This window comes from Fusobacterium ulcerans (assembly GCF_003019675.1).
Lineage (GTDB): Bacteria > Fusobacteriota > Fusobacteriia > Fusobacteriales > Fusobacteriaceae > Fusobacterium_A > Fusobacterium_A ulcerans.
In genome coordinates this window covers 2,018,635-2,036,618 of sequence record NZ_CP028105.1, presented here as the reverse complement: position 1 = coordinate 2,036,618, position 17,984 = coordinate 2,018,635, and the positions used below count along the sequence as shown (strand labels likewise).

Here is a 17,984-nt window from a genome sequence, read left to right as displayed (position 1 = left end):
CAGGCTCTTCAAGTATTATATTATCTTTCTTCTATCTGGTTAAGGTCAGCCATTTTTATAAATAGATCAGCTAGGAATTTAAGTTGAGAAAGTCTGTTGTTTTTAACATCCTCATCTTTGTCCATTACCATTACTTCATTAAAGTATCTATTGATGATATCTTTTCCTGAAACTATAGCTTGAAGATATCTATTATAGTCTTTATTATTTAAAGCATCTATTACTTTTGAATTTAATTCCAATGAGAAATTATATAATTCAGTCTCTACTGGTTCTTTGAATAAATCTTGATTTATGATACCTTTTTCATGATCTTTAGAAATATTTCCAACTCTTTTTAATACTGGAAGAAGTGTTTCAAATGCTTCTTCTTTAGCAAAAGCTTCTAAAGTTTTTATTTTTTCCAAAGCTTCTACAGCATTATCGCTGTTAGTATTAAGAACTGCTGTAACTATATCTTTGCTGTATTTCATTTCAGTAAAGATATTCATTTCTCTTTGCTTGAAGAACTCTAATACTTCTGCAAGTACAGTCTCTCTATCTCTTTTTAATACTCCACATCCTTGAAGAGCATCTAATGCTTTTTCAGTTAAAGCTTTTAAAGAAATATCTAATCCTGAATTAAGTATTACATTTACTATTCCAAGAGCTGCTCTTCTTAGAGCAAATGGGTCTTTCGAACCACTTGGGATAACTCCTACACCAAAACATCCTACTAATGTATCTAATCTATCAGAGATTCCTGCTACTATTCCTTCTAATTCTGTAGGAAGATTATCTCCCTGGAATCTTGGATAGTAGTGCTCTTTTATACCAAGAGAAACTTTTTCTCCCTCTCCAGATTTCAGTGCATAATCTGCTCCCATAAATCCTTGAAGTTTAGTAAACTCTTTTTCTCCTATCATATTAGAAACAAGGTCAGCTTTAGCAAGTAATACAGTTCTTAAAATACTGTCTTTTCTGTCATTGTATCCAAGAGTATCTATTAAATACTTTGCTATTTCAGTTGCTCTTTCTATTTTAGAATAAATAGTTCCAAGATCTTTTTGGAATACTACTGTTTTTAATTTTTCTATATTGTCAGCAAGAGGTGATTTTAAATCTTCCTGATAGAAGAATCTAGCATCAGCAAGTCTTGCAGATAATACTTTTTCATTTCCTTTTCTTACTTGTTCAGAAGTCTCTACACCATTTCTTACAACTACAAACTTAGGCAGAAGTTTTCCATTTGAATCAAGTATAGGGAAATATCTTTGATGTACTTCCATTGATATTATAAGGACCTCTTGTGGTACTTCTAAGAAGTCTGAGTTAAAGCTTCCAACTATAGGACATGGATATTCTATAAGGTTAGTTACTTCGTCTAAAAGTTCATCTTCTACAAGTACTTGTTCTCCAGAATTTGTGCAGTTTTCATTGATAAGCTTTTTAATAAGAGCTTTTCTTTCTTCAATGTCTATTATTACATTATTTTCTCTTATTTTTTCAAAGTATTCATCTATAGTATTTACTTCAAACTCTTTACCAAAGAATCTGTGTCCTCTAGATTTGTTTCCACTTTCCATTCCTTCAATTTCAAATTTTACTACTTCATTATCACAAAGTGCTAAGAACCATTGTACTGGTCTTGCAAATCTTAATTTTTTGTCTGACCAAGTCATAGATTTTTGGAAGTTTAATTCCAATACAAGACTTTTTAATATTTCAGGAAGAAGCTCTTTAGTTTCTTTCCCTTTCATAAATTTTCTTGCAGCTATATATTCACCTTTTGGAGTGCTTACTATCTCAAGATCTTCTGCTTCTATTCCTTGAGATTTAGCAAATCCAAGTCCTGCTCTTGATATTTCTCCATTGCTTCCATAAGCTACATTTTTAGCTGGTCCCATATTAACTATATTAAGATCTTCCTGTTGTTCCCCTAGTTCATGAACATCTAAAACCAATCTTCTAGGAGTTCCATAAGTTTTTATATCTTTAAAACTAATTCTTCCATCTTTAAGTTTTGCTTCTAAATTATTTTTTAAATCTTTCAATGCCTGATTTAGAAATCTTGCAGGCAGTTCTTCCATTCCAATTTCAAATAGTAATCTCAATGTTCTTCCTCCTCTTCCATTTCAATCCACTCTAATAAAATAATTTTCTCAAAATCAACTATTTTTTTAAAAGAGGGTAACCTAGATCCTTTCTATTTTGTACATAAACCTCAGCACATCTTCTTGCTAAGTTTCTAACTCTTAAAATATAAGCCATTCTCTCAGTTGTAGATATAGCTCCTCTTGAATCTAAAACGTTGAATGTATGAGAGCATTTTAATACATAGTCATAAGCTGGCAGAACCAATCCTGCATCTAAAATCTTAGCTGCTTCTTTTTCATATTCATCAAACCATCTGAAATGGCTTTCTAAGTCTGCTAATTCAAATGAATATTTTGAGTTTTCATATTCAAACTGGAATCTCATATCTCCATATTTTACTCCAGGTGCCCATTCAAGATCATATACATTTTCTTTATTTTGAATATAAAGAGCAAGTCTTTCTAATCCATAAGTTATCTCTACAGGTATAGGATCTAGTTCTAACCCACCTACTTGTTGAAAATATGTAAACTGAGTAACTTCCATACCATCTAACCATACTTCCCAACCAAGTCCCCAAGCTCCAAGAGTTGGTGACTCCCAGTCATCCTCAACAAAACGAATATCATGTTTTTCAGGGTCAATTCCCAATACTTTTAAACTTTCAAGATAAAGTTCCTGAATGTTTAATGGAGATGGTTTCATAATAACCTGAAATTGATGATGTTGATAAACCCTGTTAGGGTTTTCTCCATATCTTCCGTCTTTTGGTCTTCTTGATGGCTCTACATAAGCAACATTCCATGGTTCAGGTCCTAAAGACATTAAGAATGTGTTAGGGTTAAATGTTCCTGCACCTTTTTCGATGTCATAAGGATTCCCCAATACGCATCCTTTAGAACTCCAGTATTTTTGAAGAGCAAAAATTATCTCTTGAAATGTCATTTTTAATCCTCCTCTATTTTTTCTTCTTTTTTTCTGCAAAAAAGTAATCTAGAAGTATCAATACAACTCCTATATTTATCCATACATCAGCTAGATTGAAAACAAAAGACCAGATACCTCTAAAGTCTATCATATCAATGACAAATCCTCTCCATATTCTGTCTATCATGTTTCCTATTGCTCCAGCTAAAACAAAAGTAAATCCTAATTTTTCTAATAAAGGCATTTTATTTCTGCCCTTATACAAATAATATGCAATAGCTACAATTGCTATAACTGTAGCTATACTTATTACATCAAGCTTCCCTTGAAACATCCCAAAGGCTATTCCTCTATTTTTTACATATGTAAAATGGAAAAAATCAGTCAGTACACCGATAGTATCTCCCTCAAAAAAGTTTTTATCAACGATGTATTTAGATATTTGGTCTAATAGAACCAGTATAAAGACTAAAATTATATAGATCATATTATCTCCTAGCTATTCTTTAGTACACTTGCACATCTTGGACAAAGAGTTGGATGCTCAGAGTCTTTTCCAAGTTCAGTAGAATATTTCCAGCATCTTTCACATTTCTCACCATCAGCATGAAGCACTTTGATATAAAGATCTTGAGCCTCTTCTCCCTTTACAAAAGTATCATCTGCATTTTCTGCAATCTCTACTTCTGAAACAATAAGAGCAAGTTCGAGTTTCTCTCTATTTTCAACTAAGAATTTTTGTATTTCTGCATCTGTTGAATGAAGTATTACTTTAGCATCAAGTGAGTTTCCAATTATTCTGTTTTCTCCCTGTCTTGCTTTTTCAAGTATTTTATTAGCTTCTTTTCTCACTTTAATTATCTCTATCCATTTATTTTCTATCTCAGGATTTAGATATTGATCATTTTCTTCATACCAGTCTGTCAATAAAACTGATTCGCTGTCTTTCAATACTTCTGGCAGAGTTTCCCATATTTCTTCTGAAGTAAATGAAAGTATAGGAGTTATCATTTTAGTAAGAGTAACTAAAATTTCTGTCATAACAGTTTGAGCTGCTCTTCTCTCTATTGAATTAGTTCCTTCAGTGTATAATCTATCTTTTATTATATCAAGATAGAACGCAGACATATCTATTCCAGCAAAATAGTGAATATCTTGGAAAAGATTATAAAATTCATACCTATCATAATTTTCTGTAACTTTTCTTTTTAGTATTTCAAGCTTGTTTAATGCCCATTTGTCTATTTCCATTAATTGCTCATATGGAACTTTATCTGTATTAGGATCAAAGTCATTACTGTTTCCTAATATGTATCTTGCTGTATTTCTTACTCTTCTGTAAGCTTCAGCCATTTGTTTTAAGATATTGTCAGATATTTTTACATCTTCTCTGTAATCTACAGAAGCACACCATAATCTAAGGATATCTGCTCCATATAGTTTTATTACATCAGATGGAACTACTGTATTTCCAACTGACTTAGACATTTTTTTACCTTCTCCATCATTTACAAATCCATGAGTCAGTATCTTTTTAAATGGAGCATCATGTGTAGAACCTATAGAAGTTAAAAGTGATGTTTGGAACCAACCTCTGTGCTGATCTGATCCCTCTAAATACATATCTGCTGGTCTGTGTAAAAGATCTCCTCTTGTTTCAAGCACTGCTCTGTGAGATACTCCTGAGTCAAACCAAACGTCCATAATATTTGTTTCTTTTCTAAGTTCTAAGCCTTTAAGATCATATTTTTCCATCAGTTCTTCACCGATAAGTTCTTCAGCTGTATATTTAAGCCATGCTGCTGTTCCCTCTTTTTTAACTATTCCAACTATTCTTGCAAGAATTTCCTTGTTGAATATCTCTTTTCCTGTTGCTTCATTAAAGAATACTGGAATTGGCACTCCCCATACTCTTTGTCTTGAGATACACCAGTCAGGTCTTGTTTCAAGCATAGATCCAATTCTATTTCTTCCCCATGCTGGTATGAATTCAACATCATCTAAAGCTTTTAAAGCTCTCTCTCTTATATCTGATCCTTCTACATTTACAAACCATTGTTCTGTAGCTCTGAATATAACAGGAGTTCTCGATCTCCAGTCATGTGGATATGAGTGTTCTATCATTTTTAATTTCATTAAATGCCCTGATTTTTCCAAGTGAGCACATATTGCCTTATTAGCCTGTGCATAGAATAATCCGGCAAATTCTCCAGCTTCCTCTGTTAATACCCCTTTATTGTTGATCGGAGAAATAACTGGAAGCCCATATCTAACTCCTACTACATAGTCATCTTGTCCATGTCCTGGAGCTGTATGTACACAACCTGTTCCTGCATCAGCAGTTACGTGAGTACCAAGTATAATTAATCCAGTTCTGTCAAGGAATGGATGTTGATAAGTAGTTCTTTCTAAATCTTTTCCTTGGAATTCTTTTATTAATTCAAATTGCTCAAGATCCATTTCAGTAAATGCTTTTTCTGCAAGATCTTTTCCTAGGATTAGATTTCCTTTTTCAGTTTTATATACTCCATATTCAAATTCTGGATTTAAAGTTATTGCAACGTTTGCAGGAAGAGTCCAAGGTGTAGTTGTCCATATTACTACCCATGCTTCTTCAGTAAGCCCTAATCTTTCTAAAAGATCAGCATTAGCTTTCATTTTTACATATATTGAAGGTGATGATACATTTTTATATTCTATCTCTGCTTCTGCCAGAGCTGTTTCTGTTACTGGTGACCAGTATATTGGTTTTAACCCTTTAAATATATATCCATTTTCATAAAGCTCTCCAAATACTTCTAATTGTTTTGCTTCATACTCTGGTTTTAAAGTAAGATATGGATTTTCCCAATCTCCTAATATTCCTAATCTAACAAATCCTTCTCTTTGGATTCCTACCCATTTTTTAGCATATTCAGCACATAATTCTCTGATTTCTACTGCTGACATCTCTTTTGCTTTTGATCCTAATTTCTCAGTAACTTTCAGTTCAATAGGAAGTCCATGTGTATCCCAACCAGGTACATATGGTACTTTATATCCTCTTAATCTTTTATATTTTAAGATTATATCTTTAAGAATTTTATTCAAAGCATGTCCTATATGAATTTCACCATTTGCATATGGTGGTCCATCATGCAGAATGAAAGTTTGAGTTCCTTTCTCCAAGCCCTTTGAATAGATATCCTTTTCCTGCCACATTTTTATAAATTTCGGTTCCTTGTTCGGAAGATTGGCTTTCATTTGGAAGCTCGTCTTCGGAAGGTTCAATGTAGCACCATAATCTTTTTCGCTCATTGTTAAATCTCCTCCTTATATACATTTAAAGTTATTTTTACATCTGTTCCCTCATCTATCTTAGATGAGAATTTAATTACTCCATGATGGTCTTTTATAATTCTTTGTACCAATGCAAGCCCTAATCCAGGAGTATTTTCATTAAAACTTATAAATGGATCAAACACATTAGAAAGCTGCTCTTCAGTCATTCCTATTCCATTATCTATTATATTTATCCTTATTTTATCTATATTCTTATCTTTTGTTACTATTAAATTAATTTTTTTGCTGCTTGTATCTTTACTCATAACAGCTTGCTTAGCATTTTTTATTAATTCATTAAATGCTTTTTCAAGTTGTTTTCTATCTCCCATTATCTTTCCATTATAATTAATGAAAAGAGAAAGTGTTATGTTATTAGCTTCCAGATCTGGCTGCATTTTTTCTATAACATCATACATGAATTTTTCAAATTCTATTATTTCCATATTATTTACATAGCTCTTAGAATACTCTTTTAATATGGCATTTTCATGTTTTATTTTAATTACTTCATCTCTGATAGAATTTATACCATCTTTAAGACAACTATTATTATAATCGCATTCTGTCATTCTTTCAACAACAGAAATTATTTTTTTCAAAGAATCTTCTCTTCTTCCAAAGAATCTATCTGCAAGCTTACCAATAGTGGCAGTTCTTTCATAGTCTATTTTCTCCTCTTCCAGCATTTTATTTCCAATTCTAATAGAAGTATTTATACATAACAGTGTCATAAGTTCAGCTTCTTCCTGAGAAATCAGATTATCCTTTCCAAAATAATCTACAAGAATACAACCATAATTTCTAGACTCACTATATACAGGAAATATCAAGAAATTATTAATTCCTAAACTTTTAAACAGATCATTTCCAAGATTATATTTATAACCTTTATCATTATGATAGATAATTCTCTTTTCCTTTAATGCCTTTCCTAAAAGATTGTCATCCTTAAAAGGAATCTTCATAAGAGCAACCAATTTAGTAAGAGTACTTATCTGGAATTCAAATCCATCACTTTCCTCTTTTTCAGCTTTCATCATATCATTTTTTACTACACTATTTACATGAGAACATTCTCCCACAAGGGTATCTATCTCTCTGCTGTATCTGAAATACATAGCTCTGCTGTATCCCAATCCCATTTCAGAAGTAAATGCTGCTTGAAGGCTTCTTACAGTTAAAGTTATATCATCTTCTATCTGCAATCCCATAAGAATTTTTTCAATAGCATCAATTCTATTTAAATTTTCCTGTAATTTTATATTTTTTTCTTTCATCATTTTTTCATTATTTCTAACACTCTCAGCCATTTGCTCAAAAGATTTTGAAAGTGTTCTTATCTCTTCTACATCTTCATTTTCCAGAGTAAAATCGTAATTTCCTTTACTTATTCCTTCAGCAGCATCTATAAGTTTATTGAGAGGAGATAAAAGCTCATAAAATATACGAGCACAAATAGTTGTACTTGTTACTATAAGTCCTACTACTATCAACAGTATTGAAAAAGAAACTTTAACTTTAGTCCTAAGTATACTTTCTCCAGAAAGAGCTATTCCTATATTTCCTATATATTGTTTATTGTAATTGTGAATATTATACATTGAAAGATAGTATGATTTATTATCTACAGTTTTCTTTCCATAAAAATAGTCATACTCTAAATTTAGCTTTTTCTTAAAGAATCTTTCACCTTTTTTTAATTTCATATCCCCCAGTTGATATGTATTATCAACTACCAGAAATATTTTATCTTCCTCAGTTAAACCTACAAAGTTTCTCAATTCATTCAGAACATTGTCATTTATAGGCATAGTCATTACAATAAATTTTTTCTTGCTGTTATTTCCTTCAGAAGTATAAGGCAGAAGTATTCTTGCATATATATCTTTACCTACCTTGGAAAAATAATAATTACTCATTTCACTTTCACTTCTTGAAAGGTTTTTTTCAAGTATATGTCTGCTTCTTTCATCTATTCTGAAATAATCTTTTCCATTTCCTGATTCTCCCAATGTTGTCCCATCAGCAGAAACTATGGTAATTAAACTTTCAGAATACATCTTGAGATTTTTTTTAGTAAGCTGATTTCTTATAAGCTTAGCTACTGTATTATATGTAAGGGTACTATTCAGATTTTTTCCAGCAAGTACATTTATGTTTCTAGATATTTGAAAAAGATCATCTTTTGCATTTATCATTGCAGCATTATATCCTCTGCTCAAAAGGATTATTTTATCCCTTCCTGAATCTACCACTTTATTTTCAAGACTTTCAAAAGATATGAAAATCAGAAAAAGAGCAATAGTAACAGAGGTTATCATTATTGCTATATCGTTATAAAATATTATTTTAATAAGAAGAGAATTCTTTTTTATTCTCATCAATTAAATCTCCTTTTTAGTTAACGCCACTCTTTCTCTTTCTTTATCTACATCTTTGATCCTTACTTTTATAATTTGTCCTACTGAAAGAACTTTACTTGGATCATCTATGAATTTATTAGATATTTCAGAAATATGAAGCAGAGCATCATTTTTTAGTCCAATATCCACAAAAGCCCCAAATTTAACAACATTTCTTACTGTTCCTTCTATTTCCATTCCTACTTTCAAGTTCTCTATTTTAAGTATATCAGATTTCAATAAAGGTTTTTCAAAACTATCTCTAGGGTCCCTTCTATCTCTAATCAGAGACTGATATATATCTTTTACAGTTTCCACACCATACTCTTTTTCTTTAGCAAATGAAGTGTAGTCAAAAGATTTAAGTTTTTCTCTTGCTCCATTCAAGTCTTCTCTGTAATTTTCTAATGTAAATCCTACTTTTTCTAATATCTCTTTTGCTATATGATAAGATTCTGGATGGATTATTGTATTATCAAGTACATTTTCCCCCTCAGGTATAACAAGGAATCCAGCCATTTGTTCATAAGCTTTTGCTCCTACTCCTTTTACCTTCAGAAGTTGCTTTCTGTTTCCAAAGTTTCCATTTTCTTTTCTGTAATCAACAATATTTTTAGCTATGTTCTTTTTTATTCCTGATATATGAGATAACAATGCCCAAGAAGCAGTATTAAGATTAGCTCCTACATTATTTACCACATAAGTTATAACTGAATCAAGTGATTCATCAAGACGCCCCTGATTAACATCATGCTGGTACATTCCTACACCTATTGATTTAGGATCTATTTTTACAAGTTCAGCAAGTGGATCCTGTACTCTTCTACCAATTGAAATAGCTCCTCTTACAGTTACATCTAAATCAGGAAATTCCTCTGCTGCTATTTTAGATGCAGAGTATATCGAAGCTCCTGCCTCATTTGCTATAAGGTATTTTGCTGAAAGATGATTTTTCTTTATTACATTTGCAACAAAGCTTTCTGTCTCTCTTGAAGCAGTTCCGTTTCCTATAACAATTATATCTATTTCATATTTTTTTACATAATCTACTATTCTTTTTTCAGCTTCAGCTAATTGTCTTGGAGAGTGCATCTCTTCAACAAGGAAGAAAACATCTTTCTCTATATAGAATCCGTTTCTGTCTATAACTGCCACTTTACAACCTGTTCTATATCCCGGATCAAGAGCCAGTACACTTTTCTCTTTTAAAGGCGCCTGCATCAAAAGATTTTTAAGGTTCTCTTTAAATACGGCTATTGCTTCAAGTTCAGCCTTATCAGTAAGTATATTTCTTACTTCTCTCTCTATTGATGGAAGAATAAGTCTGTCTAGAGAATCACCTATTATTTTAAGGTAAGTTTCTTTTAGATTCTTATTAAGAAAATTTCTAAGAATCAGAGTTTCTACTCTGCTTCTGCTCATTTCATCAAGAGTTACAGAAACTGAAAGGATATCTTCCTTTTCTCCTCTATTTACTGCAAGTATTCTATGTGGAGGCATTTTTGATACAGGTTCTTTGTATTCATAATAATCTCCATATACTTTTTTTACATCTAATTCTTTAGCTTTTTTTGTTTCTTTTGTAACTAAGATTCCTGATTTAAGCATTATTTCTCTGATCTGTTCTCTATATACAGGAGTTTCAGAGATATTTTGAGCAATTATAAGCATAGCACCTTCCACAGCTTCTTCTGGTGTAGGTACTTCTTCTGTTATAAATTCCTGTGCTTTTTCCATTACTTTTTCCATAGATGGAAGCTTCATCATTTCATCAGCAAGAGGTTCTAATCCTCTCTCTTTAGCCACATCAGCCTTAGTCTTTCTTTTCTTTCTGTATGGGAAGTATATATCCTCTACTTCCTGAAGTTTTTCAGCAGCTTCAACACTTTTTTGTATTTCTTCAGTAAGTTTTCCCTGCTCTTCAATTAATCTGATTACCTCTTCTTTTCTTTTTTCCAAGTTTCTAAGGTAAGTTACACTTTCAAGTATGTTTCCTATCTGTATCTCATCTAGGTTTTCAGTTACTTCTTTTCTATATCTTGAAATGAAGGGTACTGTTGCTCCTTCGTCTAAAAGCTGCATTGTGTTAGTAACTTGAGATATTTTTAAACCTAAGTTTTTGGCTACTATATTATATATTTTTTCCATATTTCCCCTTCTTTAAATTATTATAAATTTTCATACGAATTTCTCTATATTATACCAAATCTTTTAATTGTTGTCTAACTAAAGATTAGAAAAAGAGGCTCTACACCTCGGTATAAAGCCTCCCTTTATAATATTTCTAGACTATTTTCTTTTAGCTTCTTCGAATTTTGCCCATACTCCAGCCTTAACTAAAATTGATTTTACAGTTCTAGTAGGTTGTGCTCCATTGCTTAGGAATTTAATGATTTCTTCTTCTTTTAATACTACTCTAGAATCTTCTAATGGGAAATAATTTCCTAAGTAAGCGATAGCTTGCCCATCTCTTTTTGATAAAGCTTCCATAGCTACGATTCTATAAGAAGGTCTTTTTTTGTCTCCTAATCTTGTAAGTCTTAATTTTAACATTGTTTCACGTCTCCTTTTATTCTTTTGAATTTTATTTATTTTTTAAAAAGGGAATCTTCCTCCCTTTCCACCTTTCATTCCAGGGAACTGTGGCATTTTTCCACCACTGAACATTTTCATCATGCCTTTCATCTGTTCAAACTGTTTTAAAAGTCTGTTGATGTCAGCAACTTCTGTACCACTTCCTAAAGCTATTCTTTTCTTTCTGTTTGCTTTAAGTATATCAGGTTTCTTTCTTTCCTCTTTAGTCATTGACTGAATTATAGCCTCTACTTTTTTCATTTCCTTTTCAGCAGGTGCTAAGTCTCCAACCTGTCCCATTCCTGGGATCATTTTTAAAATACTTCCAAGAGAACCTAATTTTTTTATATTCTGAAGCTGTTTCAAAAAGTCATTTAAGTCAAATTTCTGTGTTCTTATCTTCTCTTCCAGCGACTTTGCATCTTCTTCATCTATAGCACTTTGTGCTTTTTCAACTAGTGATACTACATCTCCCATTCCTAAGATTCTTGATACAAGTCTCTCTGGATGGAAAAGTTCTATATCATCTATTCTTTCTCCAACTCCTACAAATTTTATAGGTTTACCTACAACAGATTTTATAGAAAGGGCTGCTCCCCCTCTTGTATCTCCATCTAATTTCGTAAGTACTATTCCATCTATACTAAGTACATTGTTGAAAGATTCTGCCAGATTAACAGCATCCTGCCCTATCATAGCATCTACTACCAATAATATTTCCTGAGGTCTTACAGCTTTTTTTATATTTCTAAGTTCATCCATAAGTTTTTCATCTATATGAAGTCTTCCAGCTGTATCTATTATCATGTATGTTGAGTTCAATTCTTTTGCCTTAGCCAGTCCATGTTCACAGATAGCTACTGCATCTTTGTTGTCCTCTTCTGCATATACAGGAACATCTACCTGTTCTCCTAATACCTGAAGCTGTTTTATAGCTGCTGGTCTGTATACATCAGCCCCTACCATCAAAACAGATTCTCCCTGTTTTTTCAGATAGTTAGCTAATTTTGCTGCGAAAGTAGTTTTTCCTGCCCCTTGCAATCCAGAAAGCATCAACACAGTGGGATTTCTTACTCCCTTAGTAAGTCTTGAATTTGTTCCACCAAGAAGTTCAACAAGCTCATCATTAACAACTTTGATAAACTGCTGACCTGGATTTATACCTTTCAATACATCTGTTCCCACAGATTTTTCAAGTATCTTATTTGTAAAATCCTTTACTACTTTGTAATTGACATCGGCTTCCAGCAACGACATTCTTACTTCTTTTAAAGCTTCTTTTATATTACTTTCACTTAGTTTTCCATGACCTCTTACTTTTTTAAAAATTTCCTGAAATCTAGAACCTAAATTATCTAACATATCCACCTCTAACTAAAATAACTTTTCAATTATATCGTCCAACTTTTCTATTTTGAAATCTTTTTTAAGTTCCAAAAGTTCTTGATAAACCTGTTTTTCTTTTTCATGAAAACCTAGTTTCTCTTCATAATCTTTCAATAATTTGATCCCTCTTTTGATATTATCATAAACAGCCTGTCTGCTCACATCATTATTTTTAGCAATCTCAGACAGTGAAAGATCATCTTCAAAATGATTTATAAGATATTCTCTCTGCTTATCACTAAGAAGATTTTTATAATAATCTAAAAGAGTTGAAACTTCTAAAAACTCATCTAACTCCATCATATCACCAATGTATTATATAAAATTTTATAATTTATGTCAAGTGTTTTTTCTTTACATTATTATTTTTTGCAAATTATAGAAAAGAGGTTGATTAAAGTTCTAAAATTTATCCAGTTCTTCAATCAACCTCTTCTATAATATTAAATTTCTCTTATATGGATATTTTGTGTTCTGTCTGGTCCTACTGATACAACACTAATAGGACATCCTAAGAATTCTTCCATTCTCTTGATATATTTTTTACAATTTTCTGGAAGTTCATCATAATTTTTCATTTGAGTAATATCTTCCTTCCATCCTGGTAATTCTTCATATACAGGAATTGCTCTGCTTAATATTTCTGTAGATGCTGGAACAGATGTATATCTTTTACCATCTATGTCATATGCTACACATATTTTTACAGTATCTAGTCCACTAAGAACATCTATTTTAGTAATAACTATATCTGTAAGTCCATTGATATCTACAGCATATTTTCCTACTACAAGATCCAGCCATCCACATCTTCTAGGTCTTCCAGTAGTTGCTCCATATTCAAATCCAGTTTTTCTTAACTGCTCTCCAAGTTCATCTGTAAGTTCAGTTACAAATGGTCCCTCTCCAACTCTTGTTGTATATGCTTTCATCACTCCTATACCTTTAGTTATTTTTCTAGGAGATACTCCTGCTCCTGTAGTTACTCCTCCAGTAGTAGGTGAAGATGATGTAACATATGGATATGTTCCATAGTTGATATCAAGCATCATAGCTTGTGCTCCTTCAAAAAGAACTAATTTTCCATCATCTAAAGCTTTATTTATTTCAGGGATTGAATCCATTATTCTATGTTTAAGTCTGTCTGCATATCCTTTGTACTCTTCAAAAATAGTATCAAATGATAAAGGCTCTGCTCCATATATTTTAGTAAATATTAAATTTTTAGCTTCAAGCCCTCTTTTTAATTTATCTGCAAAAATATTCATATCTAAAAGATCTACTGCTCTTATTCCTACCCTATTGATTTTATCAGCATAGCAAGGCCCGATTCCTCTTTTAGTAGTTCCTATTTTATGTTCTCCGCTGTTTTCTTCACACAGTTCATCCATTCTTACATGATAAGGCATTATTATGTGAGCTCTGTCACTGATAAACAGATGATCTACTTTTGCTCCCTTAGCCTCTAATGTATCTAATTCTTGCAATAAAACTTTAGGATCAATAACAACTCCTGGTCCTATTATACATTTTCCATTTCCATGAAGCATTCCAGATGGTAATAGATGTAATACAAATTTTTCTCCATTTACTACTACTGTATGTCCTGCATTATTTCCACCTTGAAATCTAACTACATAGTCAGCTTTGTTTGCCAAAACATCTATTATTTTTCCTTTTCCTTCGTCTCCCCATTGGGTACCAACTACTACATATCCTGCCATATAGACCTCCTATTACGGTTATTTTGTTTTTTCTATCTCAATATAATTGATGTTTTTGTTATGTTTACATAAAAACAGCTGTTCAAATTCAGTTTTAATATTATCTGCTGCTTTTTCACTGTTATGAAGATCTGGCGTATGATATATTACTTCATATCCATCTATTGAATTTACAAGATCAATAACATCTTGATAATATTTATCATGGTCAGTTTTAAAGAAAAATTTCCCGCCTTTTTTCAATACTACATCAAGTATTTTAAAGAAACTTTCCTGTACCACTCTATTCTTTTCATTTTCTTCCCAAGGATCAGGAAAATTTACATACACTCCTTCTATTTCATTTTCAGCAACAAAAGAAAGTACCTCTTCTCCTCTTCTTCTCAAAAATAAAACATTTTTAGAATTATCTCTTTTTACTTTAGTTGCAGAAAGCACAAGTCTCTTAAATCTAAGTTCAAGTCCTATGTGATTTCTTTCTGGATATCTCATCGCCATACCTTGAGCAAAGTTTCCACTTCCAGATCCTATCTCAAGATAAACAGGGTTATCATTTTTAAAAAACTCTTTCCATTTTCCTTTGTATGAATCCATGATTTCCTTATCAAAAATAATATACTCTGGATAGTCAAGAAGTCTTAATATATATGGATTATAATTTTTTCTTGGATTTTTGAAAAAATGTCTCCACAAATCATCTTTTATGCTATCGTTTACCATTAATCCTCCACTTCTAAAAGCTTATCTATTTTTTCTAAAATTTTATCAGCTGTTCTGTTGTTTTCTTCAAAAAAAACTTCTATATTTTTTTTATACATATCGCTGTTTCTTTCTATTTGATTCACAGCTTCCAAAAACTCATCTACATTTTCTACTTTATAACCTATATTTTTATTCAATACTTCTTTTGAAATATCTTTTACATTTTGTAAATAGGGTCCAAATATTGGTGTCTTTCCATAGAAAAGTGGTTCTAAAAGACTATGCCCACCTATATCTACAAGAGTTCCTCCAACAAATGCTATATCAGCAATTGAGTATAACTTTCTTAATACTCCAATTTTATCCACAAGTATTATATCAGTTTTTTCAAAATTGTCACTATCTATTTTACTATATTTCTTATATGTCAGCCCCTCTTTTTTTATCAATTCCTCTATTACAGGGACTCTTTCAATATGTCTTGGTACCAGTATAAGTATTGTGTTTGTAAGTTTTTTGAACACCTGAAGAATGATTTCATTCTCTCCTGTCCTTGTGCTTCCAGCAGTAAAAACTTTTCTTCCATGTACTCCTAAAAATTTTTTCAGTTCCTCTTTAGTTTTTTCATCAAATCTCTCAAGATCTATATCAAATTTCAGATTTCCAAGAGTTTCTACTCTGTTTTCATCTGCTCCTATCTTTATTATTCTTTCACTGTCAAGTTTCGACTGCATATAGAATCCATCTACATCTTTAAAAACACCTCTAAGATAAAAGCTCAACTTCTCATATCTTCCAAAGCTTCTGTCAGATATTCTTCCATTAACTACTATTACTTTCCCATTTTTATGACATTCAGTGATAAGATTTGGCCATATCTCTGTTTCAATGAGAATAAGAATTTTCATCTCTATTCTTTCAAGTATATTTTTTATAACATTCTTATCATCTAAAGGAAAGTATAATATATCCACTCTTTCATTGTTTTTATATTTTTCTTTTGCCGTCCCCATCCCTGTATCTGTCATTACTGTAAGAAGTATTCTTTCCTTTCTCTCAGAAAGTATCTTTTTTACCAACGCTTCTGAAAGATTTACTTCTCCCACTGAAGAACAGTGTACCCAGATATATTTTTCTTTTTTCAATATATCTAAGTTTTGCTTTATTCTCTTATAAAAAAATTCTTTTTTTTCTTTATTTACAAGCATATACATATATAAAAATGGAGTGATCAATACCCTTATGACATTGTACAACATTTATTTTACCTTCCTGTCTATGCATTCTGATATAGCTTGAACCACTTCCTCTATTGTCATTACGCTGCTGTCTATTTCCACAGCATCATCTGCTTTCATAAGAGGACTCTCTTTTCTTGTAGAATCTATATGATCTCTTTCTTTTATAGAAGTTATCACAGATTCAAAATCAGCCTCTATCCCTTTTTCTTTATATTCATTAAGTCTTCTTCTAGCTCTCTCTTCAGGTGAAGCCACTAAAAATATTTTCACTTGTGCATTTGGAAAAACTACTGTTCCAATATCTCTTCCATCTAAAATAGTTTTCTTCCCTTTGCTTATTTCTCTTTGCAGTTCTACCAGTTTTACTCTTACAGCTTTTATAGCTGCTACTGGAGAAACTATCCCACTTACTTCAGGAGTTCTTATTTCTTCTGACACATCTTTTCCATTAAGAAAAAATTTATTTCCTACAATATCCAGTTTTGTATTTTCCAGCATTGCTTCTACACTTTTTTCATCTTCAAGATTTACATTGTTCTCCAATGCATAAAGAGCAATCATTCTGTACATTGCTCCTGTATCTAAATATGTAAGTCCATACTTAGATGCAACTATTTTAGCTATTGTACTTTTTCCACTTCCTGCTGGTCCATCTACTGTTACTATGAATTCTTCCATTTTTCCCCCTGATTATTAATTAGCTTTTATGAGCATTGCTCTCCATTCTTTATCAGCTTTTATTTCCAATATCTCAAATCCTAATGCTTCTATTTCCTTTTTCAAGATCTCACATTTATCTTCAATGATACCAGAAAAAATTATTAACCCATCTTTTTTTACTACCTTAGATATATCATTCAGCAGAATTAAAAGTACATCTGCCAATATATTAGCTACTACTACATCAAATTTTTTATTTTCAACTACAGATATAAGATCACCTTTAAATACTTTAGCCTTATTTCCATCTATTTTATTAAGCTCAAGATTTTCTTTTGCTGACTCTACAGCTAATTCATCTATATCTGTTCCATATATTTCAGAAGCTCCAAGTCTGTCAGCTGCTATCATCAAGATTCCTGATCCAGTTCCCACATCTATAACACTATCTCCTGCTTTAATGTTTTCTTCCATTAATTTGAGACAAAGAGAAGTTGTAGGATGAGATCCTGTTCCAAAAGCTCTTCCAGGGTCAAGTTCTATTATAAGTTCATCTTCTTCTGGTTCATATTCTCTCCAAGTAGGTTTAACTACAAACTTTTCACTTACTTTTTCAGGGAAAAGATACTTTTTCCAGCTATTTTGGTAATCTTCCTCATCATATTCATAAAAATCAACAGTATATATTATATCATCTCTTTCTGAAAATTGCTCTTGAAATCTTTCTAATATGGCAGTTTTTCTTTTTTCAGAATATGGATTCAATGGAAAATAAGCTGATATAGCATGATCCACCATTAAAAAATCTTTTTCATTTTTATAAAAGTCCAAAGGATTTTTATGAGCAAGAGGCTCTTCTATCTTCAATCCTGTAACTCCAAAATCATAAAATATATCTGATATTTCTTTTGTAGCTTTTTCTATATCGTCACTTTCATAAATTACTTTTATTTCTACTACTTTCATTC

The 17,984-nt window shown here is 31.5% G+C and carries 14 protein-coding genes; all 14 read right to left on the bottom strand.

Annotated elements, in window-relative coordinates; translation table 11 throughout:
* Positions 1–20 precede the first annotated feature (20 nt).
* The 14 genes from glyS to prmA all read right to left on the bottom strand — a co-directional run bounded on the left by glyS (position 21) and on the right by prmA (position 17,982).
* A complete protein-coding gene (gene glyS / locus C4N20_RS09500; protein ID WP_005979418.1) occupies positions 21–2,093 on the bottom strand; it encodes a glycine--tRNA ligase subunit beta in 2,073 nt (690 codons plus the stop codon).
* Between the two features lie 58 nt (positions 2,094–2,151).
* On the bottom strand, positions 2,152–3,021 hold the full coding sequence (gene glyQ / locus C4N20_RS09495) for a glycine--tRNA ligase subunit alpha (RefSeq protein ID WP_005979416.1): 870 nt from the start codon (positions 3,019–3,021) through the stop codon (positions 2,152–2,154).
* Positions 3,022–3,034: 13 nt separating this feature from the next.
* Positions 3,035–3,490, bottom strand: coding sequence for a signal peptidase II (gene lspA, locus C4N20_RS09490; protein ID WP_005979414.1), 456 nt, complete (start codon positions 3,488–3,490; stop codon positions 3,035–3,037).
* 8 nt (positions 3,491–3,498) lie between these two features.
* Positions 3,499–6,300 (bottom strand): isoleucine--tRNA ligase, encoded by a 2,802-nt coding sequence (ileS, locus tag C4N20_RS09485; protein ID WP_005979411.1) that lies wholly within the window; start codon positions 6,298–6,300, stop codon positions 3,499–3,501.
* A gap of 2 nt (positions 6,301–6,302) precedes the next feature.
* Positions 6,303–8,708 (bottom strand): sensor histidine kinase, encoded by a 2,406-nt coding sequence (locus tag C4N20_RS09480; protein ID WP_005979409.1) that lies wholly within the window; start codon positions 8,706–8,708, stop codon positions 6,303–6,305.
* Positions 8,709–8,711: 3 nt separating this feature from the next.
* Entirely contained in the window at positions 8,712–10,877 is a 2,166-nt protein-coding gene (locus C4N20_RS09475; protein WP_005979406.1) for a Tex family protein, read from the bottom strand.
* Positions 10,878–11,018: 141 nt separating this feature from the next.
* Positions 11,019–11,282 carry a 30S ribosomal protein S16 gene (rpsP, locus tag C4N20_RS09470; RefSeq protein WP_005949426.1) on the bottom strand — a complete coding sequence of 88 codons (264 nt, stop codon included), beginning with the start codon at positions 11,280–11,282 and terminating at the stop codon, positions 11,019–11,021.
* A gap of 42 nt (positions 11,283–11,324) precedes the next feature.
* The gene (gene ffh, locus C4N20_RS09465; protein ID WP_005979403.1) at positions 11,325–12,665 is read right to left on the bottom strand and encodes a signal recognition particle protein; all 1,341 of its coding nucleotides are present in this window, start codon (positions 12,663–12,665) and stop codon (positions 11,325–11,327) included.
* A 12-nt stretch (positions 12,666–12,677) separates the two neighbouring features.
* A complete protein-coding gene (ylxM, locus tag C4N20_RS09460) occupies positions 12,678–12,989 on the bottom strand; it encodes a YlxM family DNA-binding protein (protein ID WP_035960408.1) in 312 nt (103 codons plus the stop codon).
* A 143-nt stretch (positions 12,990–13,132) separates the two neighbouring features.
* Positions 13,133–14,413: an adenylosuccinate synthase gene (locus tag C4N20_RS09455; RefSeq protein ID WP_005979399.1), complete on the bottom strand. Its 1,281-nt coding sequence runs from the start codon at positions 14,411–14,413 to the stop codon at positions 13,133–13,135.
* Positions 14,414–14,431: 18 nt separating this feature from the next.
* Positions 14,432–15,133, bottom strand: a complete 702-nt coding sequence (trmB, locus tag C4N20_RS09450; RefSeq protein WP_040490814.1) for a tRNA (guanosine(46)-N7)-methyltransferase TrmB — start codon at positions 15,131–15,133, stop codon at positions 14,432–14,434.
* On the bottom strand, positions 15,133–16,374 hold the full coding sequence (locus C4N20_RS09445) for a 3-deoxy-D-manno-octulosonic acid transferase (protein WP_040490812.1): 1,242 nt from the start codon (positions 16,372–16,374) through the stop codon (positions 15,133–15,135). The genes trmB and C4N20_RS09445 overlap by 1 nt, the downstream gene beginning before the upstream one ends.
* Entirely contained in the window at positions 16,375–17,034 is a 660-nt protein-coding gene (gene cmk / locus C4N20_RS09440) for a (d)CMP kinase (protein ID WP_005979397.1), read from the bottom strand.
* A gap of 15 nt (positions 17,035–17,049) precedes the next feature.
* Complete coding sequence (gene prmA, locus C4N20_RS09435; RefSeq protein ID WP_005979395.1) at positions 17,050–17,982, bottom strand: 50S ribosomal protein L11 methyltransferase; 933 nt, start codon at positions 17,980–17,982, stop codon at positions 17,050–17,052.
* Positions 17,983–17,984 lie beyond the last annotated feature (2 nt).

Coding starts and splice junctions, on each gene's coding strand:
- ylxM (WP_035960408.1), bottom strand. CDS start 12,989: ATGGAGTTAGATGAGTTTTTAGAAGTTTCAACTCTTTTAGATTATTAT.
- glyQ (WP_005979416.1), bottom strand. CDS start 3,021: ATGACATTTCAAGAGATAATTTTTGCTCTTCAAAAATACTGGAGTTCT.
- rpsP (WP_005949426.1), bottom strand. CDS start 11,282: ATGTTAAAATTAAGACTTACAAGATTAGGAGACAAAAAAAGACCTTCT.
- C4N20_RS09445 (WP_040490812.1), bottom strand. CDS start 16,374: ATGTTGTACAATGTCATAAGGGTATTGATCACTCCATTTTTATATATG.
- prmA (WP_005979395.1), bottom strand. CDS start 17,982: ATGAAAGTAGTAGAAATAAAAGTAATTTATGAAAGTGACGATATAGAA.
- C4N20_RS09455 (WP_005979399.1), bottom strand. CDS start 14,413: ATGGCAGGATATGTAGTAGTTGGTACCCAATGGGGAGACGAAGGAAAA.
- cmk (WP_005979397.1), bottom strand. CDS start 17,034: ATGGAAGAATTCATAGTAACAGTAGATGGACCAGCAGGAAGTGGAAAA.
- lspA (WP_005979414.1), bottom strand. CDS start 3,490: ATGATCTATATAATTTTAGTCTTTATACTGGTTCTATTAGACCAAATA.
- ffh (WP_005979403.1), bottom strand. CDS start 12,665: ATGTTAGATAATTTAGGTTCTAGATTTCAGGAAATTTTTAAAAAAGTA.
- C4N20_RS09475 (WP_005979406.1), bottom strand. CDS start 10,877: ATGGAAAAAATATATAATATAGTAGCCAAAAACTTAGGTTTAAAAATA.
- C4N20_RS09480 (WP_005979409.1), bottom strand. CDS start 8,708: ATGAGAATAAAAAAGAATTCTCTTCTTATTAAAATAATATTTTATAAC.
- trmB (WP_040490814.1), bottom strand. CDS start 15,133: ATGGTAAACGATAGCATAAAAGATGATTTGTGGAGACATTTTTTCAAA.
- ileS (WP_005979411.1), bottom strand. CDS start 6,300: ATGAGCGAAAAAGATTATGGTGCTACATTGAACCTTCCGAAGACGAGC.